The 22,900-nt window shown below is 48.9% G+C and carries 19 protein-coding genes; 7 read left to right on the top strand and 12 right to left on the bottom strand.

Annotated features, from left to right (window positions below; translation table 11 throughout):
• Positions 1 to 339: 339 nt before the first annotated feature.
• The 7 genes from MMG03_RS07265 to MMG03_RS07235 all read left to right on the top strand — a co-directional run bounded on the left by MMG03_RS07265 (position 340) and on the right by MMG03_RS07235 (position 5,329).
• Positions 340 to 576: a DUF3990 domain-containing protein gene (locus MMG03_RS07265; protein ID WP_249505980.1), complete on the top strand. Its 237-nt coding sequence runs from the start codon at positions 340 to 342 to the stop codon at positions 574 to 576.
• 185 nt (positions 577 to 761) lie between these two features.
• Positions 762 to 995 carry a transposase gene (locus MMG03_RS07260; protein ID WP_406600062.1) on the top strand — a complete coding sequence of 78 codons (234 nt, stop codon included), beginning with the start codon at positions 762 to 764 and terminating at the stop codon, positions 993 to 995.
• 590 nt (positions 996 to 1,585) lie between these two features.
• On the top strand, positions 1,586 to 1,975 hold the full coding sequence (locus MMG03_RS07255) for a hypothetical protein (protein WP_249505979.1): 390 nt from the start codon (positions 1,586 to 1,588) through the stop codon (positions 1,973 to 1,975).
• Between the two features lie 19 nt (positions 1,976 to 1,994).
• Positions 1,995 to 3,371 (top strand): GspE/PulE family protein, encoded by a 1,377-nt coding sequence (locus MMG03_RS07250; RefSeq protein ID WP_249505978.1) that lies wholly within the window; start codon positions 1,995 to 1,997, stop codon positions 3,369 to 3,371.
• A gap of 6 nt (positions 3,372 to 3,377) precedes the next feature.
• Complete coding sequence (locus MMG03_RS07245) at positions 3,378 to 4,595, top strand: hypothetical protein (protein ID WP_073238903.1); 1,218 nt, start codon at positions 3,378 to 3,380, stop codon at positions 4,593 to 4,595.
• Complete coding sequence (locus MMG03_RS07240) at positions 4,588 to 4,956, top strand: type II secretion system protein (RefSeq protein ID WP_139260291.1); 369 nt, start codon at positions 4,588 to 4,590, stop codon at positions 4,954 to 4,956. The genes MMG03_RS07245 and MMG03_RS07240 overlap by 8 nt, the downstream gene beginning before the upstream one ends.
• Positions 4,946 to 5,329: a Tfp pilus assembly protein FimT/FimU gene (locus tag MMG03_RS07235; protein ID WP_073238909.1), complete on the top strand. Its 384-nt coding sequence runs from the start codon at positions 4,946 to 4,948 to the stop codon at positions 5,327 to 5,329. The genes MMG03_RS07240 and MMG03_RS07235 overlap by 11 nt, the downstream gene beginning before the upstream one ends.
• 419 nt (positions 5,330 to 5,748) lie before the next feature.
• Here the strand turns inward: MMG03_RS07235 and MMG03_RS07230 are convergent, their stop codons facing one another.
• The 12 genes from MMG03_RS07230 to lysS form a co-directional block, all read right to left on the bottom strand.
• On the bottom strand, positions 5,749 to 6,366 hold the full coding sequence (locus MMG03_RS07230; RefSeq protein ID WP_249505977.1) for an outer membrane beta-barrel protein: 618 nt from the start codon (positions 6,364 to 6,366) through the stop codon (positions 5,749 to 5,751).
• A gap of 2 nt (positions 6,367 to 6,368) precedes the next feature.
• On the bottom strand, positions 6,369 to 7,025 hold the full coding sequence (locus tag MMG03_RS07225) for a hypothetical protein (RefSeq protein WP_249505976.1): 657 nt from the start codon (positions 7,023 to 7,025) through the stop codon (positions 6,369 to 6,371).
• A gap of 463 nt (positions 7,026 to 7,488) precedes the next feature.
• Entirely contained in the window at positions 7,489 to 10,671 is a 3,183-nt protein-coding gene (locus MMG03_RS07220; protein ID WP_073161093.1) for a carbohydrate binding domain-containing protein, read from the bottom strand.
• Positions 10,672 to 10,793: 122 nt separating this feature from the next.
• Positions 10,794 to 11,528, bottom strand: a complete 735-nt coding sequence (locus tag MMG03_RS07215) for a thioredoxin domain-containing protein (protein WP_101479180.1) — start codon at positions 11,526 to 11,528, stop codon at positions 10,794 to 10,796.
• Positions 11,529 to 11,823: 295 nt separating this feature from the next.
• Positions 11,824 to 12,861: an NAD-dependent epimerase/dehydratase family protein gene (locus MMG03_RS07210; protein WP_073161091.1), complete on the bottom strand. Its 1,038-nt coding sequence runs from the start codon at positions 12,859 to 12,861 to the stop codon at positions 11,824 to 11,826.
• Positions 12,862 to 12,922: 61 nt separating this feature from the next.
• On the bottom strand, positions 12,923 to 15,079 hold the full coding sequence (locus MMG03_RS07205) for a polysaccharide biosynthesis tyrosine autokinase (protein WP_249505975.1): 2,157 nt from the start codon (positions 15,077 to 15,079) through the stop codon (positions 12,923 to 12,925).
• Between the two features lie 173 nt (positions 15,080 to 15,252).
• Positions 15,253 to 15,900, bottom strand: coding sequence for a nucleoside monophosphate kinase (locus MMG03_RS07200; RefSeq protein WP_073161089.1), 648 nt, complete (start codon positions 15,898 to 15,900; stop codon positions 15,253 to 15,255).
• Between the two features lie 156 nt (positions 15,901 to 16,056).
• On the bottom strand, positions 16,057 to 18,609 hold the full coding sequence (locus MMG03_RS07195; RefSeq protein WP_073161088.1) for an ATP-dependent Clp protease ATP-binding subunit: 2,553 nt from the start codon (positions 18,607 to 18,609) through the stop codon (positions 16,057 to 16,059).
• A gap of 109 nt (positions 18,610 to 18,718) precedes the next feature.
• Complete coding sequence (locus tag MMG03_RS07190; protein ID WP_249269341.1) at positions 18,719 to 19,483, bottom strand: ABC transporter ATP-binding protein; 765 nt, start codon at positions 19,481 to 19,483, stop codon at positions 18,719 to 18,721.
• Between the two features lie 95 nt (positions 19,484 to 19,578).
• Entirely contained in the window at positions 19,579 to 20,823 is a 1,245-nt protein-coding gene (locus tag MMG03_RS07185) for an FtsX-like permease family protein (RefSeq protein ID WP_249269342.1), read from the bottom strand.
• 22 nt (positions 20,824 to 20,845) lie between these two features.
• The gene (locus MMG03_RS07180) at positions 20,846 to 21,262 is read right to left on the bottom strand and encodes a four helix bundle protein (RefSeq protein ID WP_083539698.1); all 417 of its coding nucleotides are present in this window, start codon (positions 21,260 to 21,262) and stop codon (positions 20,846 to 20,848) included.
• A 68-nt stretch (positions 21,263 to 21,330) separates the two neighbouring features.
• Entirely contained in the window at positions 21,331 to 22,836 is a 1,506-nt protein-coding gene (gene lysS / locus MMG03_RS07175) for a lysine--tRNA ligase (RefSeq protein ID WP_073161084.1), read from the bottom strand.
• Positions 22,837 to 22,900 lie beyond the last annotated feature (64 nt).

Raw genomic sequence — 22,900 nt, 5'->3', positions numbered from 1 at the left:
CGAACAACAAGATAAAGCTACTGATACGGACTGCCTATGGCTTCAGGAACATGAACAACATGCTGTCGCTGATAATGTTGAGCTGTTCCTATGTAGATGTAAAGATAGCCTACGAATGGGAATCGGAATCGAGAGAATCATCTAGCAAGGCTGCCTAAATGCTTCCACACATGTTGATGATGCCTCAAATTTAATCACTTTAATATTTTCTGTTATGGTCGTTGAATGTTCTTTTACAAGACTTAGATTATCGTAAGATGCGAAGACGTTGATGAAAAATGGATCTGTAATAATTTTTTGTCGCTGGACAATTATTGAAGTAATAATTATCTTCTTGCTATGAAGCTTTATCATGGAAGCAATGTTGTAGTGCAAGAGCCTAAAGTTCTGGTTTCCGATAGAAAACTTGATTTTGGAACAAGCTTTTATTTGACATCCAGCTTCGAACAGGCTGAACGTTGGGCTGAGCTCACGGCGAAGCGAAATGGCACTGGCGTCCCTGTGATTTCGGTGTTTGAATTTGACGACTCAAGCCTGGAATCCTTGAAGTGTTTGTGTAAGCTTCCCCGTAGTTAGGACTGTTCATAACTAGACAAAAGGCGATTCAGCCTGCATCAAAATGCTACCTTTGGTAGCGAAGGAACAGCCATGAAAAAACTGACTCACTCCGAATCGGAAATCATCAAAAGCCTACAAAACGAGAGTTGCAAGATTATGCTTGCATAATCTTATAACCGAGTGTAGCGGCGAATGCCAAAGGCATTCAAAGCGTTAACGAACTTGAAGCGGGTGTCTCTGCCGATGAAATCTGCAGAAGGCTAAGCATTTCCAGGGCCACTCTTTATCAGTGGAAAAGAAAGTACGGTGGCCTTGAAATCAGCCAGTTAAAGAGACTCAAGGAACTAGAAGAAGAAAACGCCAAACTCAAGAAAATGTACGCAAATCTGGCACTGGACAACGAAATTCTCCGCGAGGTCATCGAAAAAAAACTCTGACGCCCGAGGCCCGCAAGGAAATTGCCGGCGAGATGTCAGATATATTTATCGTGTTTGGAATTCCTTAGATTCTATAATGCTGCAAATTAATTTGAACGAGAGATCTTTAAAAAGATTTTCTAGTACAGGTTGTTTAACAAAGGAATTTGTTATAGATACAATCATTGTTGATGAGGAAATATGGAACAATCGAAATTTAAAAAGGAATACAATCGTTCTTGAAGCTCCTAGAAGACCAGAAAATCGCTTACCAGCAAATGTAAGTATATTCTCCCCAGAAATTTATTTCCCGTTCGTAGTCAAATTCGTTTGTTATCGAGATTTTGATGATTTTTTTTCATGCGAGGATATGGTATCAGCAGCTAGAGTCAACCATAATTGCCTAGACGTAAAGAAATATAAATTTGCAAAATGATATATAGCAGAAAACAAATGTTTTGAATCCATGGAGAAAAAAAATTTTGAGGTCTCCCTGAGACATGATGTTTTTGTTATCAACACCTCGTTGTATCGTTAAATTTGTAAAAATTCCATTCCCATAATGAATTTTTTATGTTTTTTACTACATTTGAGCGCGAACGGGGGTTCCTATGAAGAAATTCATTCTTTCAGCTCTTTTTATTTCTTTGTCCACGTTGCTGTCTGCATGCCTTCAAGATGAAGATAGTGACAACCGCATTCCTGTGCGTTACACGGTGATTGTTGCCGATAAAATCTCGGGCGAATCCATCAAGGATGCCAATGTGGAATTGACAAACGAGGTTCAGGCCGCACAGAATCTCAAGACAAACTCCAGCGGCACCGTGATCTTCCCTTCTGAAGAAAGCTATGTGAACCAGATTGTCGTCACCAAGGAAGGTTACTTCCCCAAGGACACGGTGGATGTAATCAGCAATCCTGATACGGCATTGAACATCATTCTGCGTTCCATCAGTTTGTTCCTTGTTCCGACCGACACCGCCGACGCCGACAACGATTAATCCAATCGTTCAAACTCCAATGTCCTTCGAGCTTAAAAATCCGCCTCAGCAAACGGCATTGCGTTTCTTGACGCAGGAGCAGATGTTGCGTTATTCTGCGCTGCCGCTGGAATTCAACGAGGAGTCCCGCATTCTTTCCGTTGCCGTGGCCGACAAGTTCGACTTTGATTTAATCAGCGACATCCAGGTTTGTACAGGTGTTTTCATCCAGCCGATTCAAGCGGACGAAGAAAAAATCGTCCAGTGGATCAGCGCCTTCGCAGAGCGTGCCGTTCCTAGCTTTGGTTCCAGCCAGGCGGCAAACAAGTCAAACTCCCCCGTTATCCGACTTGTGAATGAAATCATTGCCGAGGCCATGCACACCGGCGTTTCCGATATCCATTTCGAGCCTGGTGAAAAATCGTTCCTGGTGCGTTTCCGTAAAGATGGCGTTCTGAAGGTTGCCCGTAAGCTGCCTTTGCGTTCCATCTCCGAAGTGATTTCCCGCCTCAAGATCATGGCCAATATGGATATTGCCGAAAAGCGCCGCCCCCAGGATGGCCGTATCCATTTTGACGACGGTAACAAGAACGTGGACATCCGCGTTTCCGCCCTCCCCACGGATTACGGGCAAAAGATGGTATTGCGTCTTTTGGACAAGGGCCAGATTATCCACAAGCTCGATTCCCTGGGAATGACTCCGGAACAGATCGCCCTGTGCGAAAACGAAATCCACAAGCCTTACGGCATGTTCCTGATTACAGGCCCTACGGGTAGCGGTAAGACCACCACGCTTTACACCTTGCTGCAGATGATTCGCAGTACGGAACTGAATATTTCCACCATCGAAGAACCTATTGAATATAAGCTGGATGGCATTACCCAAACAGCGGTGAACACCAAGATCGACTTGACTTTTGCCGCGGCATTGCGTACTTTGCTGCGCCAGGACCCTGATGTAATCATGGTGGGTGAAATCCGCGATAGCGAAACGGCGGAACTGGCTATTCGTGCGGCTCTTACCGGCCATTTGGTGTTCAGCACCTTGCATACCAACGATGCACCTTCCGCTATTGTACGCCTCATCGACATGGGGATCGAGCCTTTCCTGGTGGCTTCGGCAGTGAACTTCATTATGGCTCAGCGCCTGGTGCGCAAGGTTTGCCATAAGTGCGGCGGCAAAGATCCGAATTGCCTTACTTGCGGCGGTAGCGGTTACAAGGGTCGCGTAGGTCTTTTCGAAATGATGCCTATGTCCGAAACCCTCCGCGAAATGGTCCACAAGAACGCCACCACGGCAGAGCTCAAGCAAAAGGCCATAGAACTTGGAATGAAGACTTTGGCGGTTGATGGTGCAGAAAAGGTGGCCTCGGGCCTCACCACCGACGCAGAAGTTTCTGCAGAAGCCATTGTGTAGGATTTTATGTTTGGCAGCAAGCAAGGCTACACTCTGCCACTGACAATTACAATCCTATTGGTGATTGGTTACCTCTCCTTTTCTTTTTACGAGATGGTAAAGCGGGAGCGCCAGGATTCCTTCAGGCGTTACAAAAACATCCAGGCGGAGCTGGAACTGGAATCTGCAGCCAATTATTCCTTTTATCGCATGGCCCAAGAAGGCAAGCCCTGGCGAACGGACTCCTTGACTTACTCCACCAAGGACGGAACTATCGGATTCTTTATTAGGCATTTCCAGGATGGAGCCTTTGCCAGGTTGGAAGCTCATAACAGGGACTCCTCCAAGACGCTGTCGGTACACACCGGCTTTATCCCCAAAGCTCGCCCGGCACTGGTGTTAACCGCCCCACAGTCATCCATCGCCTTAGTGGGTGACGCTCGAATTGAGGGCGGAACAGCCACAAAAAAGGGCAGTGTTTCCTACAGCACTAATTACAAGATGAGAGCCACCAAGGAGGCATTCCACGACACGGTTTATGTGGGTGACACCCTCCCCTATTTCGACATCTTAAAGTACTATCCAGAACTTAGCAGAAAAAACTTTGCCGATAAATTTTCTCAGCAGAACTGTGTTTTTGACGGCGTAGACTTGGTGCCAGAGGAACTTAGCTGCGCTACAGTCGTACTGCAGGGAGATTCCCGCTGCAAGGGCTGCAAAATTCAAGCAGAACGGGTCTTTATTAGGGAACGTTCAAAAATAGAGCATGGCGATATTACAGCAAGAACTATTTCTGCCAAGGAAAATGTCAGCCTGAACGGTGTATTTTTCGCACAGGATTCTTTAGAAATCAACGTCAATACGGAGCAAAACGCCAAGAACACTTTTGTGCTTCAGGGGCGAAAAGTTAGCGACGTTGACTATACGGGAAAAATGGCCTTCAAGAAATTAAAGGCCAAGGACGCATCCATTATTTTCCTGGGAGACAACTGGGATGAAACGCTGAGGGGCGTTCCGGTGGAAATTACTGAAGAGGTGGACATTACAGGTGCCATCATCGTCAACGGCACAATTGATTTCAGAGGAAAGCTGAAAGGTCATATGACCATTTCCAACTTTTCATTTTATGAAGGAGAAACGCTGTGGCGCGGGTTCCTTCGCGGCGGTCAAATCAAGGGCGACACGTCGGTACACGTGATGTTGCCAGACATGGTCTATTTCGGCGGGGATCCTAGTTATGAATAAAATTTGCATGGCCGCCCGTGGAAAGCGCGGATTCTCCCTGATGGAAGTCTTAATCAGTTTCGCAATTCTTGTTTCTACCGGAGTTCTGCTTTCTGGTTTCTTGTACAAGGGGCCCGTGACGCAGAAAGCCCGCAACGAGAACTACGGCATGGAGCTGGGCAAGGTAACGCTCCTTACCGAGAACGTTTCAAGCGACACGATTATACCCCACCGCGACGGCAAGGGTATCGCCTGGGAGATTCTAGTCAGGTTGACTGCAGATGGGGACGAAAAATGCTTCAAGGCCACACCCGTCAGAAATAAAATTGATACCACAAGAACTTTGTTCTACTGTCGCTACAAGGTAAGCCATGGCAAGTAAGCACGGATTCACACTGATCGAGTTGATAGTGACCATGGCTGTGTCTGGTATTTTCTTTACGCTGGCCATGAACATGTTCTGTACAGCCAACGGTTCCTTCGTAAGTTACAAGAAGGCCCACGAGGAATACTTCGATTACAATGTCAAGAAGGCCAAGGCCAACAGGATGCTTCTGGATAATACAGGCTCCTGCCAAGAAAATGGCGAATTCCATTTCACTGGAGATTCTGCGGATTCCCTGGATATGGAGTTTCCTTTTCCTCAGCCAAAGTGCAAGGATGTAGACCGCAAGAGAACCTTGGTCTATTTCCTAGGCGCCACCGATTCTACCTCAAAAGAAATCGTTGGATATAGCCACTTCTATTTAAAATAAAATTCAGAACGTAAGAATAAGGCGAAAAAAACGACGCAGCCCGAAAGCTACGCCGCTCTTTGTGGTCTCCTAACCAACAACTCTTTCTAACCTTCAAACTCTAAACACAACAAACAGGCGTCCCTGCAAGGCATGCCAAATCCATACAAACACCACACTTTTAGGAAAGTATACTTGGGCGAGCCAAATGCTCTAACCGCAAGATTAATCCTCCTAAACCAAAATGTGACTTACGTCACCCCCTTTTACCGACGCCTAATTTATAAAAAAGTTTACGAACGTGCAACAAAAAAATTCAACTGCAAGAAAAAAAGTACTATTGAGTACTATAGCTACCTATTTTCTAATGTACCGCCGGCGTATCGAAGCACAACACGGTCCGACTCGATAGATGGCCTCACGGAAGTGAGGTCTTTTTTTTATTGCATAAACCAGTATGTGATGTATCCTTGGAAAATGTGCTCATGAAAACCCGTATTTTTAAAAATTTCCATTATTCCGATACTGTATCGTATGCCAAAATCAAATCTTTGAAATTTATAGCCAAAACCGATGGTGCCATCAACCAACATTTGACTGGACGGATTTGATTTCGGTTCAAATTCCTCATCCGCGATTGTCACGCGTTCATCAAAGCTAGTCAGCTTGACGTCAGGTCCAAGAGTTAGGAACATGTGGTTATCAAAAAAAACGTCGAATAACATTCCCAAGCGCAGAGAACCTAGAGTCAGTTCTTCCTCGGCATCTTGATCAAGATATTTAAACTTTACGGTATACTCATTTACATCGAAAGCGATTTCAGGAACAAAGGTCAATGAGTATCCGTTTGGTGAATATGATGAGGAAATCGGAATTGCAAATCTTGCTGCAATCAAGGACGTGCCTGCACCACGGCCTTCATCAAAATCGCTTGGCAATCCGGAAAGCATGTTGAATGACAATCCAGACATGATTCCCACGGAAAAATTATCAAAGGATTTTGCCATCGACATCGTAACGCTCAAGAGCAAGGCCAGGAGAGTAATTCTAATCTTCATGATTACCTCCTATATTCTTTTAAAGTGAAAAACGGAATTTCTCGATTATAATAATCCCTGTTTTCGAAATTTGCTTCACTACTGACTATCTGTTTCAAGTTCATGTCAACAGCCAAGGATACATAGTGACCCTTTGAATCTGTAATCTTGAATCGAGCCCTGTTCTTTGAATCGCCGTAAATGACATTTCCTATAAGGACTGTCGTATCGTTTTCCACCCAATTGTCATCTAAGTAGTAACCACTAAAACTGATCTTGTCGTTTGGATGTTCCAAATTACCCATGGTCGGAATAAAGTCATCGCCCTTAATGTAATTCTTTATGGAATTTGAATAGGCAATCAATGGCTTAGGCTCCTTCCCCTCTTCTGTCAACTGAAGGCTAAGGATAGAGGCTTTCGAAAACCTGCTTTCGTTTACAGTGTAATGATTCCCATTGGGACTTGATGAGGTCTGTATTGTATCTGTTGCGAAACTGTCAAAGGAAAGGCCGCATTTAGAAGAACCGTTGTCGCAGCTAAACGAAAAAACGACCCCCTCCAAGTCGGTCAGGGCAACCTCGTTTTCCAATTCCTTTTGATTAACCGTGTAAGAATCAGCGTAAGTGCAGCCCAATAGCAGAGCCGATACAAACGATAGTGCAAGAAATCTCTTTTTCATCCGAATAAAACCTCCTAATCTACCAACGTGCAATATAACTACAAATTTTATAAAGGGCGTAAAAAAAAATCAAGGCGAATTACCGAAGGATCAATCGGGAATTTTAGACTTTACCGTGGAGCATCCCCAATGACAAGGGAATAAGAAAAGCGACGCAACCCCCAGGCCGCGTCGCCTTTCTTGTGGTCTCCTAACCAACAACTCAACAACGCAAAACAGCAAGTGTTTTGCTTAATCCCAGAAACAAGATGGCATCACCCACCTTACGTCCTAATCAATAATGTAACGGAAAGATTTTTTAGAATCTAACCCCAAACGTAAACAAATTTAGTTAACAAGCAAAGAATTGTCCACATACTTAACTTTTACAAAAAAGAAACCCCGCCGGTATTTATCCGACGGGATTTCTTTGATTTCAATTTAGCCCATCAACCTTTGCGGCATTAGAGCTAATTTGAGGTGATTACTTGTCGAGAACGATCAAAGTAACGGTGCGCTTGCCAACCTTAACCGGCTTAGACAGGTCAACATCCTTAGCCTTCTTGGAAGGATCGTTTGCCCAACCTTCCTTCAGCTTTTCGGAGGACTTGTCCAAGACCTGCATCTTAGCCTTGCCCTTGAAGCCCGGGATATCCAGCTTCAATTCGTAGTCGCTGTAGGGGCTCTTGTTGATGACCAGGAGGCTCTTCTTCTTACCATTTTCGGTGTAGTAAGTAGTGAGGAGAGATTCCTTATCGCCAGTGATGGTGGTCTTGAGGAGCTTGCCGCGAAGAGCGTCAGAAGCCATCTGGAATGCCCAGTAGCTGGGACGCGGGCAGTTCATGCATTCTTCTGCAGAACGGGTCAGGTAACCGTAGTCACCGCCTTCCGGAGTGATGTCGTTGTGGATATCCCAGTACTGTGCGTTGTCAACATTTTCAGTTGCGAGCATAGCCAGGTAGTCAGCAACGAACAGGCCGTTTTCGAGAGCGATGGTCTGCGGACCCGGGTTGAAGTCAACAGAGTTCCATTCGGTGAGCCACAGTTCGATCTTCTTGTCCTTGTTGAACTTCTTGGTCCACTTATCTACGGTCTTGTGCAGACGGCTGTAGATCGGGGTCAGGTCCTGAGGAGCAGAGAGCATGGCGAAGTCGTTTTCTTCACCGAAGTGCTGCGGATAGTGGTGAACGATAAGACCGTCAGCGATGTCGCCGGTTTCGCGGAGAACGTTTTCGTTCCAGTCGCCATCGAGAACGCCGAGCACAGCAACCTTAATGGTCGGGTCAACCTTCTTCATAGCTTCGATGAACTTACGTGCGCGCTTACCATAAACGGTACCGCCGTCCTTACCATACTTTTCGTAGTACGGGTGCCAGTTACCGTAGACTTCGTTACCGATTTCCCAGTACAGGATGTTGGCCTTCTTGTCTACGTTAGTGTGCTTAACCCATGCTGCAGCTTCCTGTTCGGTGCCGGAACCGAAGTTCACGGTGAACATAGCGTTGGAGCCGGTCTTCTTCAACCATGCGAGGAATTCGTCGGTATCGACCATCCAGTCGTGGTTGTCGAGGATTTCCTTCCAGTGGTCGTCATCAGCACGGAGACCACCCGGGTAACGGATAATGCCGTGGTTGATGCGCTTTGCATATTCCCAAGTCTGGGTCTTGAACTTCTTGTTGTCCAGCATGTCGCCGTCCCAGAGGGCTGCGTTGATACCGAAGAGGCCACCAGAGATGTTCGGGTTGATCACGTCGGAAGAACCCTTGACGTCAACCTTGACAACTGCCGGACGGGCAGCAGCCTTGACTTCCTTCTGGTTGGTCAGCTTAATGTTATCGATTTCGAAGGAACCGTTAGAACCTTCTCCACCCGGTTTGAAGTCCAGAGAAACAACACCCTTCAGGTCGAAGAGGCCGTTTTCCTTTGCTTCAGGCGGCTGGTAGTACGGGAACTTGCTGAAGTTACGGAACGGAACGATCACAGTGGTACGACCGCGAGGTACACCGGTGTTAGCAACGAAGAGTTCGCTGCCAGCGTCGCCGACCTGAACGGTAATAGACTGCCACGGACGTTCAGAGTAAACGTCGAACATGATGCCCCAGTGCTTGGTCCAGTCACGGTCAGCAGCCGGGCGGTTGTTCTTCTTGAGGTCGAGCACAACGTCAACCCAGTCAGACATTTCGAAATGCTTGACATTGAGGGAGTTGCCATCGAGCTTGGAAGTCTTGAACGGAACATCAACTTCAACCTTGGACTTCGGGCCCTTAGACGGTTCCCACTTGTCGCCGTTGAACTTGCTTTCGAAGTCAGAAATTACGTAGTCAGGAGCATTGCCCTTCCAGTTATCCCACTTGATATCCGGGTCAACCCAGTCGATATTTTCGGTGAAGGTAACCTGGTCAACGTAGATGGTCACAGGAGCCGGCTTACCCGGTTCACCCTGGTTTTCACCCTTGCCGACAGAGAAGCGGAGTTCCTGGATCTTGTTCCACTGGATATCCTTAGCAACTTCGGCCTGCTTGTTAGCGTCCCAAGCCTTACCCTTGTCGCCGAACTTCTTCAGAGGAATCTTGACGAGCTTCCAATCGGTACCAACCTTGGCGCCTTCGATCCAGTCGTTGAGGCTAATCTTGGTCTGGCTCTTGATATCGTTGCCCTGGTTGTCCAGAATACCAACGTATACCTTTTCGCCACCGAGCTTACCCTTGATCCAGAAGTAGAGACCACCCTTGTTACGGACCTTGGACAAGTCAACATACTTGCCTTCGCCCAGAGAGTAGGTCACACCGGACCAGTCGTTGTTATCGATGTAGAGAGCGAGAACGTTCTTGTTACCCGGAGTCTTGGAGTCAGCTTCACGCTGGGCAGAGAGACCACCGTAGCTGTAGCTGAAGCCCTTCAGGCCATCAGAGTAGAAGATGCCGTTGGCAACGGGCTTAGCCTTGCCGTCCAGCTTTTCGGGGTTCTTAGGACCGTCGATGACGTCGTTGTTTTCATCCCAGTAAACCATCTTGGCCTTGGGCTTGGCCTTCTTGTTACCCTTGACGATTTCGATGTTGTCAACCCAGACTTCGAAAGTCTTTTCGGCGCTCTTGTCGATAGAGAAGCGGATTTCTGCAATCTTATCCCAGTCGATACGTGCGGGGAATTCAGACTTACGGGTGTTGTCCCAGTAGAGACCACGATCCGGGAAGTCGACCAGAGGAATGGAGACCTTCTTCCATTCGGTAGTGACGGAGCCACCTTCGATGTACTTGTTCATGGGAAGAACGACCTGGGTCTTCTTGCCGTCAGAAACTTCTTCATCGAGGAGACCGACCTTAACAGTTTCGCCACCCTTTGCGCCCTTGATCATGAATTCGAGCTTGGAGTCGAGCATGAACTTGTTCAGGTCGAAAGTTTCGTTGTAAAGGCAAACGGAAGCACCGGAATATTCGCTGGGGTCCAGCTTGATATTCAGAGCGGACTTGGACTTGTAGCCGCCGTCCTTCGTAATGGTGATACCCTTGCTCTTGCCGCCGTATGCGTAGTCGAAGCCACCCTGGCGATATGCATCGTCAAAGAACTTGTAAGGAACTACACGAGGTGCTTTCGGCTGAGCCATTGTAGCTGTCACACCAAAACCCAGAAGGGCAATGGATGCAGCAGTCAATGTACGCTTCATCATATATCGTATCCTTTTGTTTGTGTTAGTTTGATCTTTGTTTTAATTTGCTATTCGAAATTAAATCTTTTGAGGCCAAAAAAGGTGCACGCGGCGCGAAGTCGCGTACACAGATTGAACCAAAATTACTTGGCTTCCTTCAGCATCTTTTCAACCAGTTCGGGGCTGAAACGATCCTGGCGCTTACCGTTGATGTAGAAGTTCGGGGTGCCCTGAACGCCAACCTTGACGCCCAGATCGAAGTCCTTCTGGATGCGAGCGTTCATGGCATCATCCAGAACACGGTCCTTCTCGAACTGTTCAATGTTCAGGCCAACTTCCTTAGCCACGGCTACGTAGATGGAGTCGCCCAGTTCGCGGGAATGGGGTGCCAGGGCATAGCGATATTCCCAGAACTTGCCCTGCTTCTGAGCGGCAATGGCTGCTGCAGCTGCCGGCTTGGCGTTAGCATGGAAGGACAGCGGGAAGTTCTTGTATATGAACTTGATTTCGCCCGGGTGCTTGTCCATGAGTTCCTTCATGGTGGGAGCGATGCGAGAGCAGTACGGGCACTGGAATTCGGTGAATTCCACGATAGTCAGCTTGGGGTTGGTGGTGTTGCCGAAGACCGGAGATTCGTCAACGGGAATGTCCCAGACCTTGTTGTCTGCTTCCATTTCAGCCTTGGCAGCTTCGAGAGAAATGCCTCGCTTGTCGAGAGCGTACTTAAGAACTTCGAATTCTTCCTTAACCTGGTTGAAATCCTTTTCGAGCTGGTCGAGGCGAGCCTGCTGGTTGAAGGAACCACCGGCGGAAGCCTGGTTACAAGCAACAAGACCAGCAACACAAATAGCCATAGCGGCAATGGAGAGACGTTTCATTTTTTTCCTTTTAGTTGAACAAAGTCTAGCAGGCGTGGTCCGCCCGCAATTTTGAGGAAATATATATAATAGAGGAGAGACGAGAGAGAAGAGACGAGAGAATATGGCCCAAAAAGGCTTGTGGCGAGATATCTGATATGAGCTACCAGGTATGAATTATCAGATATGAGATATGAATTGTGAATTGTTCTGATTGCCCCATAGCACCGCAGGTGCGGCCTAATACCTAAAAGGCCGTAAGGCCGACCTAATATCTGCAGTAAGGTATGAGGTGCGTTCTGTATTCACTATTTGCTCATCTCAGCGGATTTGCGTCGCTCTTGTACCATTCCATGAACTTGGCGATGCCGTCGTGGAGGCTCCAGTGGGGTTTGTATTCGCACTGCTGTTCTAGCTTGGTGGTGTCGGCGTTGGTCTGGTAGACGTCTCCCGGCTGCATGGGCAGGAATTCCTTCTTGGCGGGTTCGCCGTAAGCGTTCTCGATTTCGCTGATGAAGTCCATCAGCTTTACCGGATTGCTGCAGCCGATATTGAAAATGCGGTATGGAACGTTGTTTTCACAGTTTGCGGCCTCGGGTTCGCGGTCCAATACATGAATAGAACCTTCAGCAATATCGTCGATGTAGGTGAAGTCGCGGATCATGTCGCCATTGTTAAACACCTTGATTGCTTCGCCCTTGGATATGGCTTTGGCAAAAAGCATAGGTGACATGTCGGGGCGGCCCCAGGGACCATAAACAGTGAAGTAGCGGAGACCGGTTACCTTGATTCCGTAGAGCTTGGCGTAAGCGTGGGCCATCAGCTCGTTGCTCTTCTTGCTTGCGGCGTAGAGGCTCACCGGGGAATCGACTTTGTCGTCTTCGCTGTAGGGAACCTTGCTGTTGAGACCGTATACAGAACTGCTGGAGGCGAATACCAGGTAGGGCACCTTGGTATTGCGGCAGGCTTCAAGAATGTTGAGGAAGCCTACCATATTGCTCTGCATATAGGCATAGGGGTTGGTAATTGAATAGCGGACTCCGGCCTGGGCCGCAAGGTTCATGACCTTGTCGAATTTTTCGGAGGCGAAGAGGGTGTCCAGGGATTCCTTGTCTGCAATATCCATGCGGATAAAGCGACAGTTGGACCACTTGGTACTGGTCAACATTTTGCCAAATTCAAAATTGCTGTCCGGCTGTTCAAAACCGTTTTCACGAAGTCTTCCGTACTTGAGACGCTGATCGTAATAGTCGTTGATATTATCAAGCCCTACAACTTCATCGCCGCGATCTGCAAGCATCTGCATAATCTTGGATCCGATGAAACCTGCTGCACCTGTAATCAGAAACTTCATTTATACCTCTAACTTTTCCGTCCCAAATATAAAAAAAGCGGCCCTGAGGCCGCTGATTTACTTAGCGCTTTTTCTTCTTTTTGTAGCTGCCATAAGAGCCGTAGGATCCGTAGGATCCGTAGTGACCATAACCATGACCGTCGGATTCGCAATGGTTCATCACGAGGGCGTGAGGCTTGTTGCCGCAGCGTTCGATCTTGATCATGGCTTCCTTGATCTGTTCCATGGAATGACGTCCGTAATGGAGAACGAACAAGGCGAAATCCACAACCGGGAAAATCAATTCGGAGTCAGTGACCAGATTCAGAGGCGGAGTATCTACGATAATGGTGTCGTAGGTTTCCGAAGCGCTATCAAGGAGTTCCTTGAACTTGGTTCCGCGCAGCAATTCACTGGGAGAAACATCTGTTATACCGGCACCGATTACAAACAAGTTCTTTGTGATGGAGTCTGCGACAGCGCTTTCCAGTGTGCATCTTCCAGAAAGTACGTCGCCGAGACCTTGCTTGTGATGGCTGTAGACCACACCACGGCGCATGTCGGCGTCGATCAGCAAGGTCTTCTTGCCAGCGGCAGCATACAGGGCGGCCAGGTTCTTGGATACAAAGCTCTTGCCGACGCCAGGAATCATACCGGTGACCATGATAACCTTCTGTTCACCCACAGAGAAATCAATTGCAGTATAAAGGGAACGGAAAGCTTCGCTGGCAGGATCCTCGGGATCTTCTTCGACGAGAGGCAGGGTGTTCTTGCCCTTCTTGCGGAGGCTGAGGATGCTGTTTTCGGACTTGGGAATCTTGGCGTAAACGCTAACGCCTGTTTCGCGTTCAATTTCAAGAGAGCTACGCACGCCACGCTTGGTCATCTGGAGCAGGTAAATCAGGAGGGCGCCCAGGAGGAAGAAACCTGCAATGCAGCCGATCAAGATCAGCTTCTTGTTGGGCTTGCTAGGCTTGCGTTCAATCTGAGCGTAGTCCACAATGCGGACGTTGCCCACTTCACCAGCACGGACCACACGGAGCTGCTGGATGTTGTTGAGCATGGAAGTATACTGAGCGTTGTTCACGGCAACTTCTTCCTGAAGGCTAATCACTTCCTGTTGAGTCAATGGCATCTTGGCGGCAGAAGATTTCAGTCGGGCCAGCTCGGCGCGCAGACGATCCTGCTGCTTTACAATGGTGACCACGGCTGGATGCTCATCCTTGAACAAACGGGTCTGTTCCTGACGCTTCTGTTCCAGTTCAAGAATCTGCTTTTCGAGGTTGGCTTCCTTTTCAAGGTGAGTGCGGGTTTCGCCGCTCAGGTCCACGGAACCAATCTTATGACGGTAGTCGGCCAACTTCTTTTCGGCGGAATCAAGTTTTGCCTTAACACCGGGCAGCTGATTTTCAAGGAATTCCAAGGTCTTTTCTGCTTCGGCACTGCGCATTTCAACATTCTGGCGCAGGTAAATATTGGCGATGGTGTTCAAGATGGAGGCGGCACGGTCTGCATACTGATGCGTATAGGAAACGCCGATGATGCCGGTCTGCTTACCCTTTTCAGCAACGTTCAGCTGCTTCACGAGTTCACGAACTGCGGCCAGCGGATCAGATTCGACGAGAACGAACATCTGGCCGGGTTCTGCACGGAGAGCCTTGACCTGGATAACCAGGGAATCTCCTGCGTAGGGGGCAGAAACAGGTTCACCTACCCTGCCTTTTACCAGTTCCGTATCTTCCGGGGTAATGACAATGAATTCATCCTGACCGGTAACCAGGGCATACCATTTTTCGGTAATGGCAATTTCAGGAATATGCAGGTTTTCAAGGTCCATACGTCCTTCCTTATGGGTCAGACGTTTCATGGGTCCCTTGGGATAGGCGTTAAAGCAAAGTCTTTCCTGTTCGACGACGTAGCTCAAGACCATGCGGCTCTTGAGAAGTTCGATTTCTGCTTCTGCGGGGCTGGCTACATCAAGGAGTGCGCCCATTTCGCCCATGGCCTTTCCGGCCTTGTTTCCCTTAACATCAATTTGAAGAAGAGCGTCGCTAGTATATTGCGGGCGAACCCAGTTAGAGGCCAGGAAACCTACAACAGCACCGACGACTAGACAGAAAAACAGGAATAGCTTGTGCTTAAGAAGAATTCCTAGAACTTCGAGGAGATCGATTTCGTCGTCGTTCTTTGCACTGCCTGTATTGGATCCGTTTTTTGCGTTAACTTGAGAGTTATCCATTTTTAACCAATATTCCCGTCAGAAAATCTTTTTACGCGGTATTTAAACAAATTCTGAGCAAATATAAAAAACTTTCAGTATTCCGAAAGGTTTTTGTAATATTTTGTGTTGATTTAAGCACAATAAAAAACACCCCGTAAAAACGGGGTGCCTTCAGACTTTTGGGTCAAGAATTACTTGCTCTTCTTGGCAGTCTTCTTTGCAGCCGGCTTCTTAGCCTTGGGAGCGGAAGCCTTGCAGAAGTCAACGTATGCCTTCAGCACGTCGCAGAACACTTCGTCCGGAGTGTTGTCGCCAACGATGTGAGAAATGATCTTCTTGTTGTACTTGGAAAGAACCTTGGCGGTGGATTCCTTGTAAACCTTGAGGCGGTTCTTGATAACAGCTTCGTCTGCGTCATCCTTACGGCCTTCGATCTTGGCGCGGTTCAGGAGGCGAGCAACGATGGTAGCTTCATCCTTGATGTCGAGCACGAAGATGTGCTTCACGTCGACGATGGATTCGATGAGCTTGACCTGTTCAACGGTACGAGGAATACCATCCAGGAGGAGGGTATCCTTTTCGGGGTTCAGCTTGTTGGTGTTGACAAGACCTTCAACATAGCGGCCGAAGATTTCAACGGTAGCTTCGTTGGGAACCAGGAGACCCTTGCTGGAATAGGAAGCCAGGAGCTTGCCAGATTCGCTGGAGGGAGCGATGCCGCGGAAGATGTCACCAGTGGAGAGGTGCTTCAGAGAAGTGGTTGCAGCGAGCTTAGCGCCGACGGTACCCTTACCGGAACCCGGTGCACCGAAAATAAGAACGGCAGAAATCTTTGCCATGATGTAGTCCTTTGGTTGATTGTTTGAACTTTTCGTAGAAAAATATAGAATAGTGGTTAGTGGTTAGTGGTTGGTGGTTAGTATTTGAATGCAAAAAAATTCACTTTCTACCTACTGTTTACTAACCACTGTTTACTAACCACTGTCTACTAATACCTAACTAGGCAACGCCTCGGAAGTAAACTTCAGCTTGCCATCCACCACATCCAGGGAAATCGTGGAGAAGTCCTTGTAGATTCCAAGGAGGAGTCCTTCGGCAATTTCATCTTCGATCAACTGCTGAATGGAACGACGGATGGGGCGGGCGCCCAGGGCGGAATCGTAATTGTGACTAACTACAAATTCCTTGGCGGCCTGGGAAACTTCCAGCAGGATTCCGCGTTCAGACAAGTTCTTCTGCAAGAAGGTCAGCTGGATATCCACAACAGAAGACAAGTCCTTCTTGGTCAACGGACGGAACACAATCTGTTCGTCGATACGGTTCAGGAATTCCGGAGAGAATACACGCTTTACTTCTTCGCGGATAGCGGTTTCCATTCGTTCGTAGTCGTCGGTCTCCCCCATCTTGGTAAAGCCCATGCCAGAGCTATGGCGGACTTCGCGGGCGCCGGCATTACTGGTCATGATGATGATTGTATTCTTGAAGTTAATCTTGCGACCATAGCTATCAGTAAGAATACCATCATCCAGAATCTGGAGTAGCAAGTTGTAAACGTCCGGATGAGCCTTTTCAATTTCATCCAGGAGCACCACGCAATAAGGGCGCTTGCGGACCTTCTCGGAAAGCTGTCCGCCGTTATCTTCGAAGCCAACGTATCCCGGAGGCGCACCGATCAGGCGGCTAATGCTATGTTTTTCCATGTACTCGCTCATGTCGATACGAATCATGGATTCTTCGCTACCAAACAGGCTCAAGCTCAAGACCTTGGCAAGTTCAGTCTTACCCACACCGGTGGGACCCAGGAACAGGAAGCTACCCATGGGGCGCTTGTTATTGCGAATGCCGGCGCGGGTACGGCGGATTGCCTTTACGACTGCATCTACGGCCTGATCCTGACCAATAACACGTTCCTTGATTTCGTCACCCAACTTCAGAAGTTTCTGTGCTTCTTCGCCAGCCAAGCGGCTAACAGGAATGCCGGTCATCTTACTGATGCAATCGCGGATTTCGTTTTCGTCAACTACGGGAAGTTCTGCGGAATCTTCCTTGTTGAGAGCTTCGCGGCGTTCTGCAATCTGGTTTGTAAGAGCTTCAATCTTGTCGCGGAGGGCGGCAGCCGTTTCGTACTGCTGTTCGGCAATAGCCTCTTCCTTCTGCTGGAGGGCTTCTGCCAAGGCATCTTCCATTTCCTTCAAGTCCTGAGGTGTGCGGATGGAATTCAGGCGGACACGGGCTCCTGCTTCATCCAAGACGTCGATGGCCTTGTCCGGTAAGAATCGGTCGGAAATATAACGTTCTGCCAAGGTGACGGAGGCGCGAATGGCTTCGGGCGTATAACGGACCTTATGATGTTGCGCATACTTGGCTCGCAGACCTTCCAGAATCTGGATGGAATCTTCAGAAGAAGGCGGGTTCACCACGATGGTCTGGAAACGGCGTTCCAGGGCGGCATCCTTTTCGATGTACTTGCGGTATTCATCGATGGTGGTCGCGCCAATGCACTGGAGTTCGCCACGGGCAAGTGCAGGCTTGAAAATATTGGAAGCATCCAGGCTACCTTCAGAACCGCCTGCGCCTACGATGGTATGCAATTCATCGATGAAAAGAATGACGGAATTATCTACGCGCTGAAGTTCCATAATAAGGCCCTTCACACGTTCTTCAAACTGTCCGCGGTACTTTGTGCCTGCCACCATGGCTGCCACATCAAGGCTAACTACGCGCTTGTTGGCCAACAGTTCCGGAATCTTCTTCTGGGCAATCTTCAGTGCAAGACCTTCGATAATGGCGGTCTTACCCACACCCGGTTCACCGATGAGTGCCGGATTATTCTTCTTGCGGCGGCAGAGAATCTGGATCAGACGTTCAATTTCTGCTTCACGACCGATTATCGGGTCCAGCTTACCCTGGCGGGCCATAGCGGTCAAGTCGCGGCCAAAATGTTCCAGAATCGGAGTCTTGGAGCGGGACTGGGAACGAGCCTGCTGACGGGTTTCACCAACGCGGGGCTGACCTTCGCGGGGCTGTTCTCCCCCGAAAGGACCTTCGCCAGCCATACCCTCTTCGCCGGGAACCTGAGATTCCATAGCATCGCGCTTGATCTGCTGCAGAGCCTGCTGGAAATTTTCAAAGGTGACGCCGAAAGTGGAAAGTGTACCTGCAGCGGGAGATTCACTCTGCTGCAAGATGGCAAGCATGAGATGTTCAGGACCGATGTACTGGTCCCCTTCGTCCTTGGCGATCTTTGCCGCATTGAACAATGCAGCCTTACAACGAATAGTAAACGAAAGGAGTGCGCCGTGAGCATCGCCCACAGTCATGATTCCACCGTTAGAAGTCAAAGAACGCTGAACATTTTCGCCCAGTTCATTCAAGTTCACCTTGAGGGCGGTCAAGGTTTCTGCTGCAAAGCCGGAATCTTCACGGACCAGTCCCAGCAGCAAATGTTCTGTGCTAATGCTGTCGCTGCCCAAATTGCGGGCTGCCATGCGAGCGGCCTGTAAAACCGCCTTAGCCTTCTTCGAAAAAATACCGTTAATATCAGACATAACTTTTACCTAAAAATTCTCATTCACTATCGTTTTTATAGTTAGCGCTTGTCTACTTGACGTCCCATATTTTTTTATCAAACGGATCCATCTTACTTTTTAAAGGACGTTATTCGATACTCTGGATCAAACCGTTATGCATCACCACTCGGCGTTTAGCGAACTTGGCCAACATCTCGTCGTGGGTTACAATGAGGAACGCCTGGTTGAACTTCTCGTTCAGTTCGCCGATCAGTTCGTTAAGCTTTGCGGAATTGGCTTCGTCCAGGTTGCCGCTGGGTTCGTCGGCCAGCACCAGATCCGGCTTGTTCATCAGGGCGCGGGCTATGGCGATGCGCTGGCGTTCACCACCGGAAAGTTCGCGGGGCAAGTGCTTCAGGCGGTCTTTCAGGCCAACGGTTTCCAGAAGCATCTCGGCGCGTTCGCGGCATTCGGCTTCGCTTGTTCCGAGAATGCGACCCGGTACACAGACGTTTTCGAGAGCGGAAAATTCGCTGAGCAGATGATGGAACTGGAACACGAATCCCACTTGAGCTCGATGGTACATGTCACGTTCATGGCTGCTGAACTTCGAAAGTTCCTTTCCCTTGAACAGAATTTCGCCAGAAGTGGGAGTATCCAGCATACCCACCAAATTCAGGAAGGTGGATTTACCGGAACCGGAGGAACCTGTAAGAGCGACTAGTTCGCCAGCGTTCATTGAAAAATTAACGCCCTTCAGAATTTCCAGCTGTTCACCAGTTTCGCTAAAGACACGACGCAAATCGCGAGTTTCCAATAGGCATTGAGGTACGAGGTTATCAGGTCGCTCGCAAAGCGAGCTAGAGGTTACACTGGTCTGTACCTCAGCATCATTCTTTAAATCAATACTCATTATTACCTCAAAGCGACCTAATTCGTATGCACATATTAAACACCTCCAGGAGCGAAGCTCCGACCCCATACCTCAGAGGGCGAAGCCCGACCTCACTACTCATGTCTAATGGCTCCTACGGGGTCAAGTCTGCTGGCTTTCCAGGCAGGAAGAATGGTGGCGGCCACACAAAGAGCGATGCCGATAACAAAAATCAGGACCACATCCAGAACATGAACCGATATGGGGAAATAGGGAATCACGTAAACGTCGCCAGGCAACTTGATAAAATGGTAAGCTTCCTGAAGTTTGCACAAAATCAAACCGATGGAACCTCCTACAATGGTTCCGCCCACGCCAATGAAACTGCCCATGAGCATAAAGACGCGCATGATTCCTGCCTTGCTGAAACCCATGCTGCGGAGGATGCCGATTTCCTTGGTCTTGTCGATTACCACCATGATCAAGGAACTGATGATGTTAAATGCGGCCACAAGAATAATCAGGCAAATCACTGCAGCCACGATAAACTTTTCATAGTTCATCCACTTGAGCAAAGTGATGTTCTTGGTCTTCCAGTCCATGGCGTAGTAAGGATAACCAAGCCAAGTGCCAAGACTGTCTACAGCCTCCCCAGCCTTCCAATGGTCATTCATGCGGAACTGAATTCCGGTAACGGCGTCACCCATGGTAAGCAAGGTCTGCAGTTCGGGAATGCCCACATAAGCCAAGTTGCCGTCGTACTCGTAAGTGCCCGTCTCGAAGATGCCGCTGACCACGCACATCATCATCTTGGGACCACCGCTGGCGGCTACCGCATCGGGACTCTGGAATGTCTGCAGAACAAGTTTGTCGCCCACCACCACACGAAGTCTGTTGGCAAGGCCGTTACCCAGGATAATTCCCGGACGCATCTTGCCGCTCAAATCTTCAAGGCTATCTACAGAGTAGTTGCCCCACTTGATGTACTTGTGGATGTCGGTAACGCCCTTGGAGGATTCGCCGTCGATACCGTAAATCACGATACCGTCGTTCACCTTCTTGCTGCTGATGCCCACCTTGTAAATGATAAAAGGAGAAGCCGCAGTCACGCGGGAATCGTGGGCTCGGACTTCCTTGATCAGGCTGTCGTAGGGCGCAATCGGTTCCCCATTGTAGGCCATGATTTCGAAGTGAGCGTCCTTGCCGATCATCTGGGCAGTTACCTCTTCTTCAAAACCGTTAACCGCAGCAAGAGCAACCACCAGCGCAAACACGCCGATGGAAACGCCAAGCATACTGAAGATGCCGATAAGCGAAACGAAGAGACTCTTACGCTGAGCCCCCAAATAACGCCAGGCAATGAGTAGTTCAAGTTTCATAATTAGACGAGAGACGAGAGGTTTAGGCATGAGGTCGCCTGCTTTCAGCAGGCTTTGGGGCTAGAGGTCGCACCTTCGGTGCTTTGGGAGATGCGACATGAGCAGCAAAAGCTTGAACCATTTTTCGAATTGACACAACATCTGCGCTCAATTTTTCAAAAGATTCCTTCTCCAAATACCCAAGGTCGTGAGCCAACAGCAACTGATATTCCAATTCCGATGCTGAACCGGAAGATACATTGAGAAACTGGCAAAATTCAGCTTCAGATTTTCTTCCACAACCTTCAGCAATGTTCATTGGAATGGAGTATGCGGCCCTGCGAACTTGTGACGTAAGAGCATAGATTTCATTCTTCGGGAAATTTTCCGTTACACGATAAATATCAAGAGTCAACATATGACTCTTGTTCCAAATTTCAAGAGAATGAAAATCACGCATTTAGCTCATACCTCAAAGCGTAGCGACCTCATACCTCAGAGCGAAGCGACCTAGTAAGCCCTTCGGGCTTACACTTCCGGCTTCATCAGCGGGAAGAGCTGCACGTCGCGGATGGTTTCCTGGTTGGTCAGGAGCATCACCATACGGTCGATACCGAAGCCAACACCGCCGGTAGGAGGCAGACCGGATTCGATAGCGTGCATGAAGTTTTCGTCCATGGGGTGAGTTTCGCCTTCACCACCGCGGCCACGGCGGACCTGGTCTTCCAGAAGTTCGCGCTGACGGATGGGGTCGTTAAGTTCGGTATAGGCGTTGCCCAGTTCCCAGCCGTTTGCGTAGGGTTCGAACTGTTCGATGAGGCCTTCGATGGTACGGTGCTTCTTGCAGAGCGGAGTAGATTCGGTGGGCATGTCCTTGATGAAGGTGGGCTGGATCAGCTTGTCTTCCACAGTCAGTTCAAACAGTTCCAGGATGCCACGGCCGCGGCTGAATTCACCATCCAGGTGGCCGCCCAGTTCTTCCATCTTGTTCTTGATGTCTTCGTCAGACATTTCGTTGACCTTCAGGCCACCGAACTTTTCGATAGCTTCGATCATGCTGTAGCGGGGCCACGGAGCCTTGAAGTCGATTTCCTTGCCCTGGGTCATGATCTTGGTGGTGCCGTTTGCTGCGATACAGGCGCGTTCGTAGATGTTTTCGAAGTGGACCATCATGTCGTTGTAGTCAGCGAAAGCTTCGTAGAATTCCAGACCGGTGAATTCCGGGCTATGGGTACGGTCCATACCCTCATTACGGAAGTTCTTGGAGAATTCGAAAACCTTTTCCATACCGCCAACAATGCAGCGCTTCAGGTAGAGTTCCGGAGCGACACGCATGTAGAGGGTCATATCGCAGGCATTGTGATGGGTGGTAAACGGACGAGCGTTTGCACCGCCGTAAATCGGCTGCAGAGTCGGGGTTTCCACTTCGATGAAGCCCTTTTCGATGAGGTATTCACGAATGGACTGCATAATCTTGGAACGCTTGATGAACACGTCCTTCACGTCGTCGTTCAAGGCCATGTCGATATAGCGCTGACGGTAACGGGCGTCCACGTCGGCAAATTCGTTGAACACCACCTTGTTGCCGTTTTCGTCAATCTTTTCCTTGGCAACGGGGAGCGGGCGCACAGCCTTGGAAAGCATGGTCACCTTCTTCACGCGTACGGAGTATTCACCGCTCTGGGTTTCGAACATAGTACCGTTAACGCCGATGAAGTCGCCAAGGTCGGTCATCTTCACGATTTCGTAGTTTTCTTCGCCAACTTCGTCGCGGGCGCAAACCACCTGCAGACGGCCATAACGGTCCTTCAGGTGCATAAAGCACATCTTGCCCTTACGATTGAAGCGGACAACACGGCCAGCGAAAGCCACTTCTTCCTGGGAAGCGATGAGAGCGTCCTTATTTTCCTTGAGAACCTTGGAATCATGGGTGCGGTTAAACTTATGAGGATAGGCCTCGATACCCATTTCCTTGAACTTGTCCAGCTTAGCCAGGCGAGCGACGACCTGGTCATTCATATCTTGCATTGCCATATTGAGTTACCTCGTGATATACACGTTTAAATTTTGAACGGCGAAAATTTAGAAAAAAGATATA

The sequence above is a fragment of the Fibrobacter sp. HC4 genome (assembly GCF_023373925.1).
Classification (GTDB): Bacteria; Fibrobacterota; Fibrobacteria; order Fibrobacterales; family Fibrobacteraceae; genus Fibrobacter.
Note: the sequence above shows the minus strand (reverse complement) of the source record. Positions and strands in the feature narration are given on the sequence as shown.

Excerpts from the sequence above, each read along its gene's own strand:
- MMG03_RS07230 (WP_249505977.1), bottom strand. The coding sequence starts at position 6,366 with ATGAAGATTAGAATTACTCTCCTGGCCTTGCTCTTGAGCGTTACGATG.
- MMG03_RS07255 (WP_249505979.1), top strand. The coding sequence starts at position 1,586 with ATGAAGAAATTCATTCTTTCAGCTCTTTTTATTTCTTTGTCCACGTTG.
- MMG03_RS07215 (WP_101479180.1), bottom strand. The coding sequence starts at position 11,528 with ATGAAACGTCTCTCCATTGCCGCTATGGCTATTTGTGTTGCTGGTCTT.
- MMG03_RS07240 (WP_139260291.1), top strand. The coding sequence starts at position 4,588 with ATGAATAAAATTTGCATGGCCGCCCGTGGAAAGCGCGGATTCTCCCTG.
- MMG03_RS07265 (WP_249505980.1), top strand. The coding sequence starts at position 340 with ATGAAGCTTTATCATGGAAGCAATGTTGTAGTGCAAGAGCCTAAAGTT.
- MMG03_RS07250 (WP_249505978.1), top strand. The coding sequence starts at position 1,995 with ATGTCCTTCGAGCTTAAAAATCCGCCTCAGCAAACGGCATTGCGTTTC.
- MMG03_RS07225 (WP_249505976.1), bottom strand. The coding sequence starts at position 7,025 with ATGAAAAAGAGATTTCTTGCACTATCGTTTGTATCGGCTCTGCTATTG.
- MMG03_RS07185 (WP_249269342.1), bottom strand. The coding sequence starts at position 20,823 with ATGAAACTTGAACTACTCATTGCCTGGCGTTATTTGGGGGCTCAGCGT.
- MMG03_RS07180 (WP_083539698.1), bottom strand. The coding sequence starts at position 21,262 with ATGCGTGATTTTCATTCTCTTGAAATTTGGAACAAGAGTCATATGTTG.
- MMG03_RS07210 (WP_073161091.1), bottom strand. The coding sequence starts at position 12,861 with ATGAAGTTTCTGATTACAGGTGCAGCAGGTTTCATCGGATCCAAGATT.
- MMG03_RS07190 (WP_249269341.1), bottom strand. The coding sequence starts at position 19,483 with ATGAGTATTGATTTAAAGAATGATGCTGAGGTACAGACCAGTGTAACC.
- lysS (WP_073161084.1), bottom strand. The coding sequence starts at position 22,836 with ATGGCAATGCAAGATATGAATGACCAGGTCGTCGCTCGCCTGGCTAAG.
- MMG03_RS07205 (WP_249505975.1), bottom strand. The coding sequence starts at position 15,079 with ATGGATAACTCTCAAGTTAACGCAAAAAACGGATCCAATACAGGCAGT.
- MMG03_RS07195 (WP_073161088.1), bottom strand. The coding sequence starts at position 18,609 with ATGTCTGATATTAACGGTATTTTTTCGAAGAAGGCTAAGGCGGTTTTA.
- MMG03_RS07235 (WP_073238909.1), top strand. The coding sequence starts at position 4,946 with ATGGCAAGTAAGCACGGATTCACACTGATCGAGTTGATAGTGACCATG.
- MMG03_RS07200 (WP_073161089.1), bottom strand. The coding sequence starts at position 15,900 with ATGGCAAAGATTTCTGCCGTTCTTATTTTCGGTGCACCGGGTTCCGGT.
- MMG03_RS07245 (WP_073238903.1), top strand. The coding sequence starts at position 3,378 with ATGTTTGGCAGCAAGCAAGGCTACACTCTGCCACTGACAATTACAATC.
- MMG03_RS07220 (WP_073161093.1), bottom strand. The coding sequence starts at position 10,671 with ATGATGAAGCGTACATTGACTGCTGCATCCATTGCCCTTCTGGGTTTT.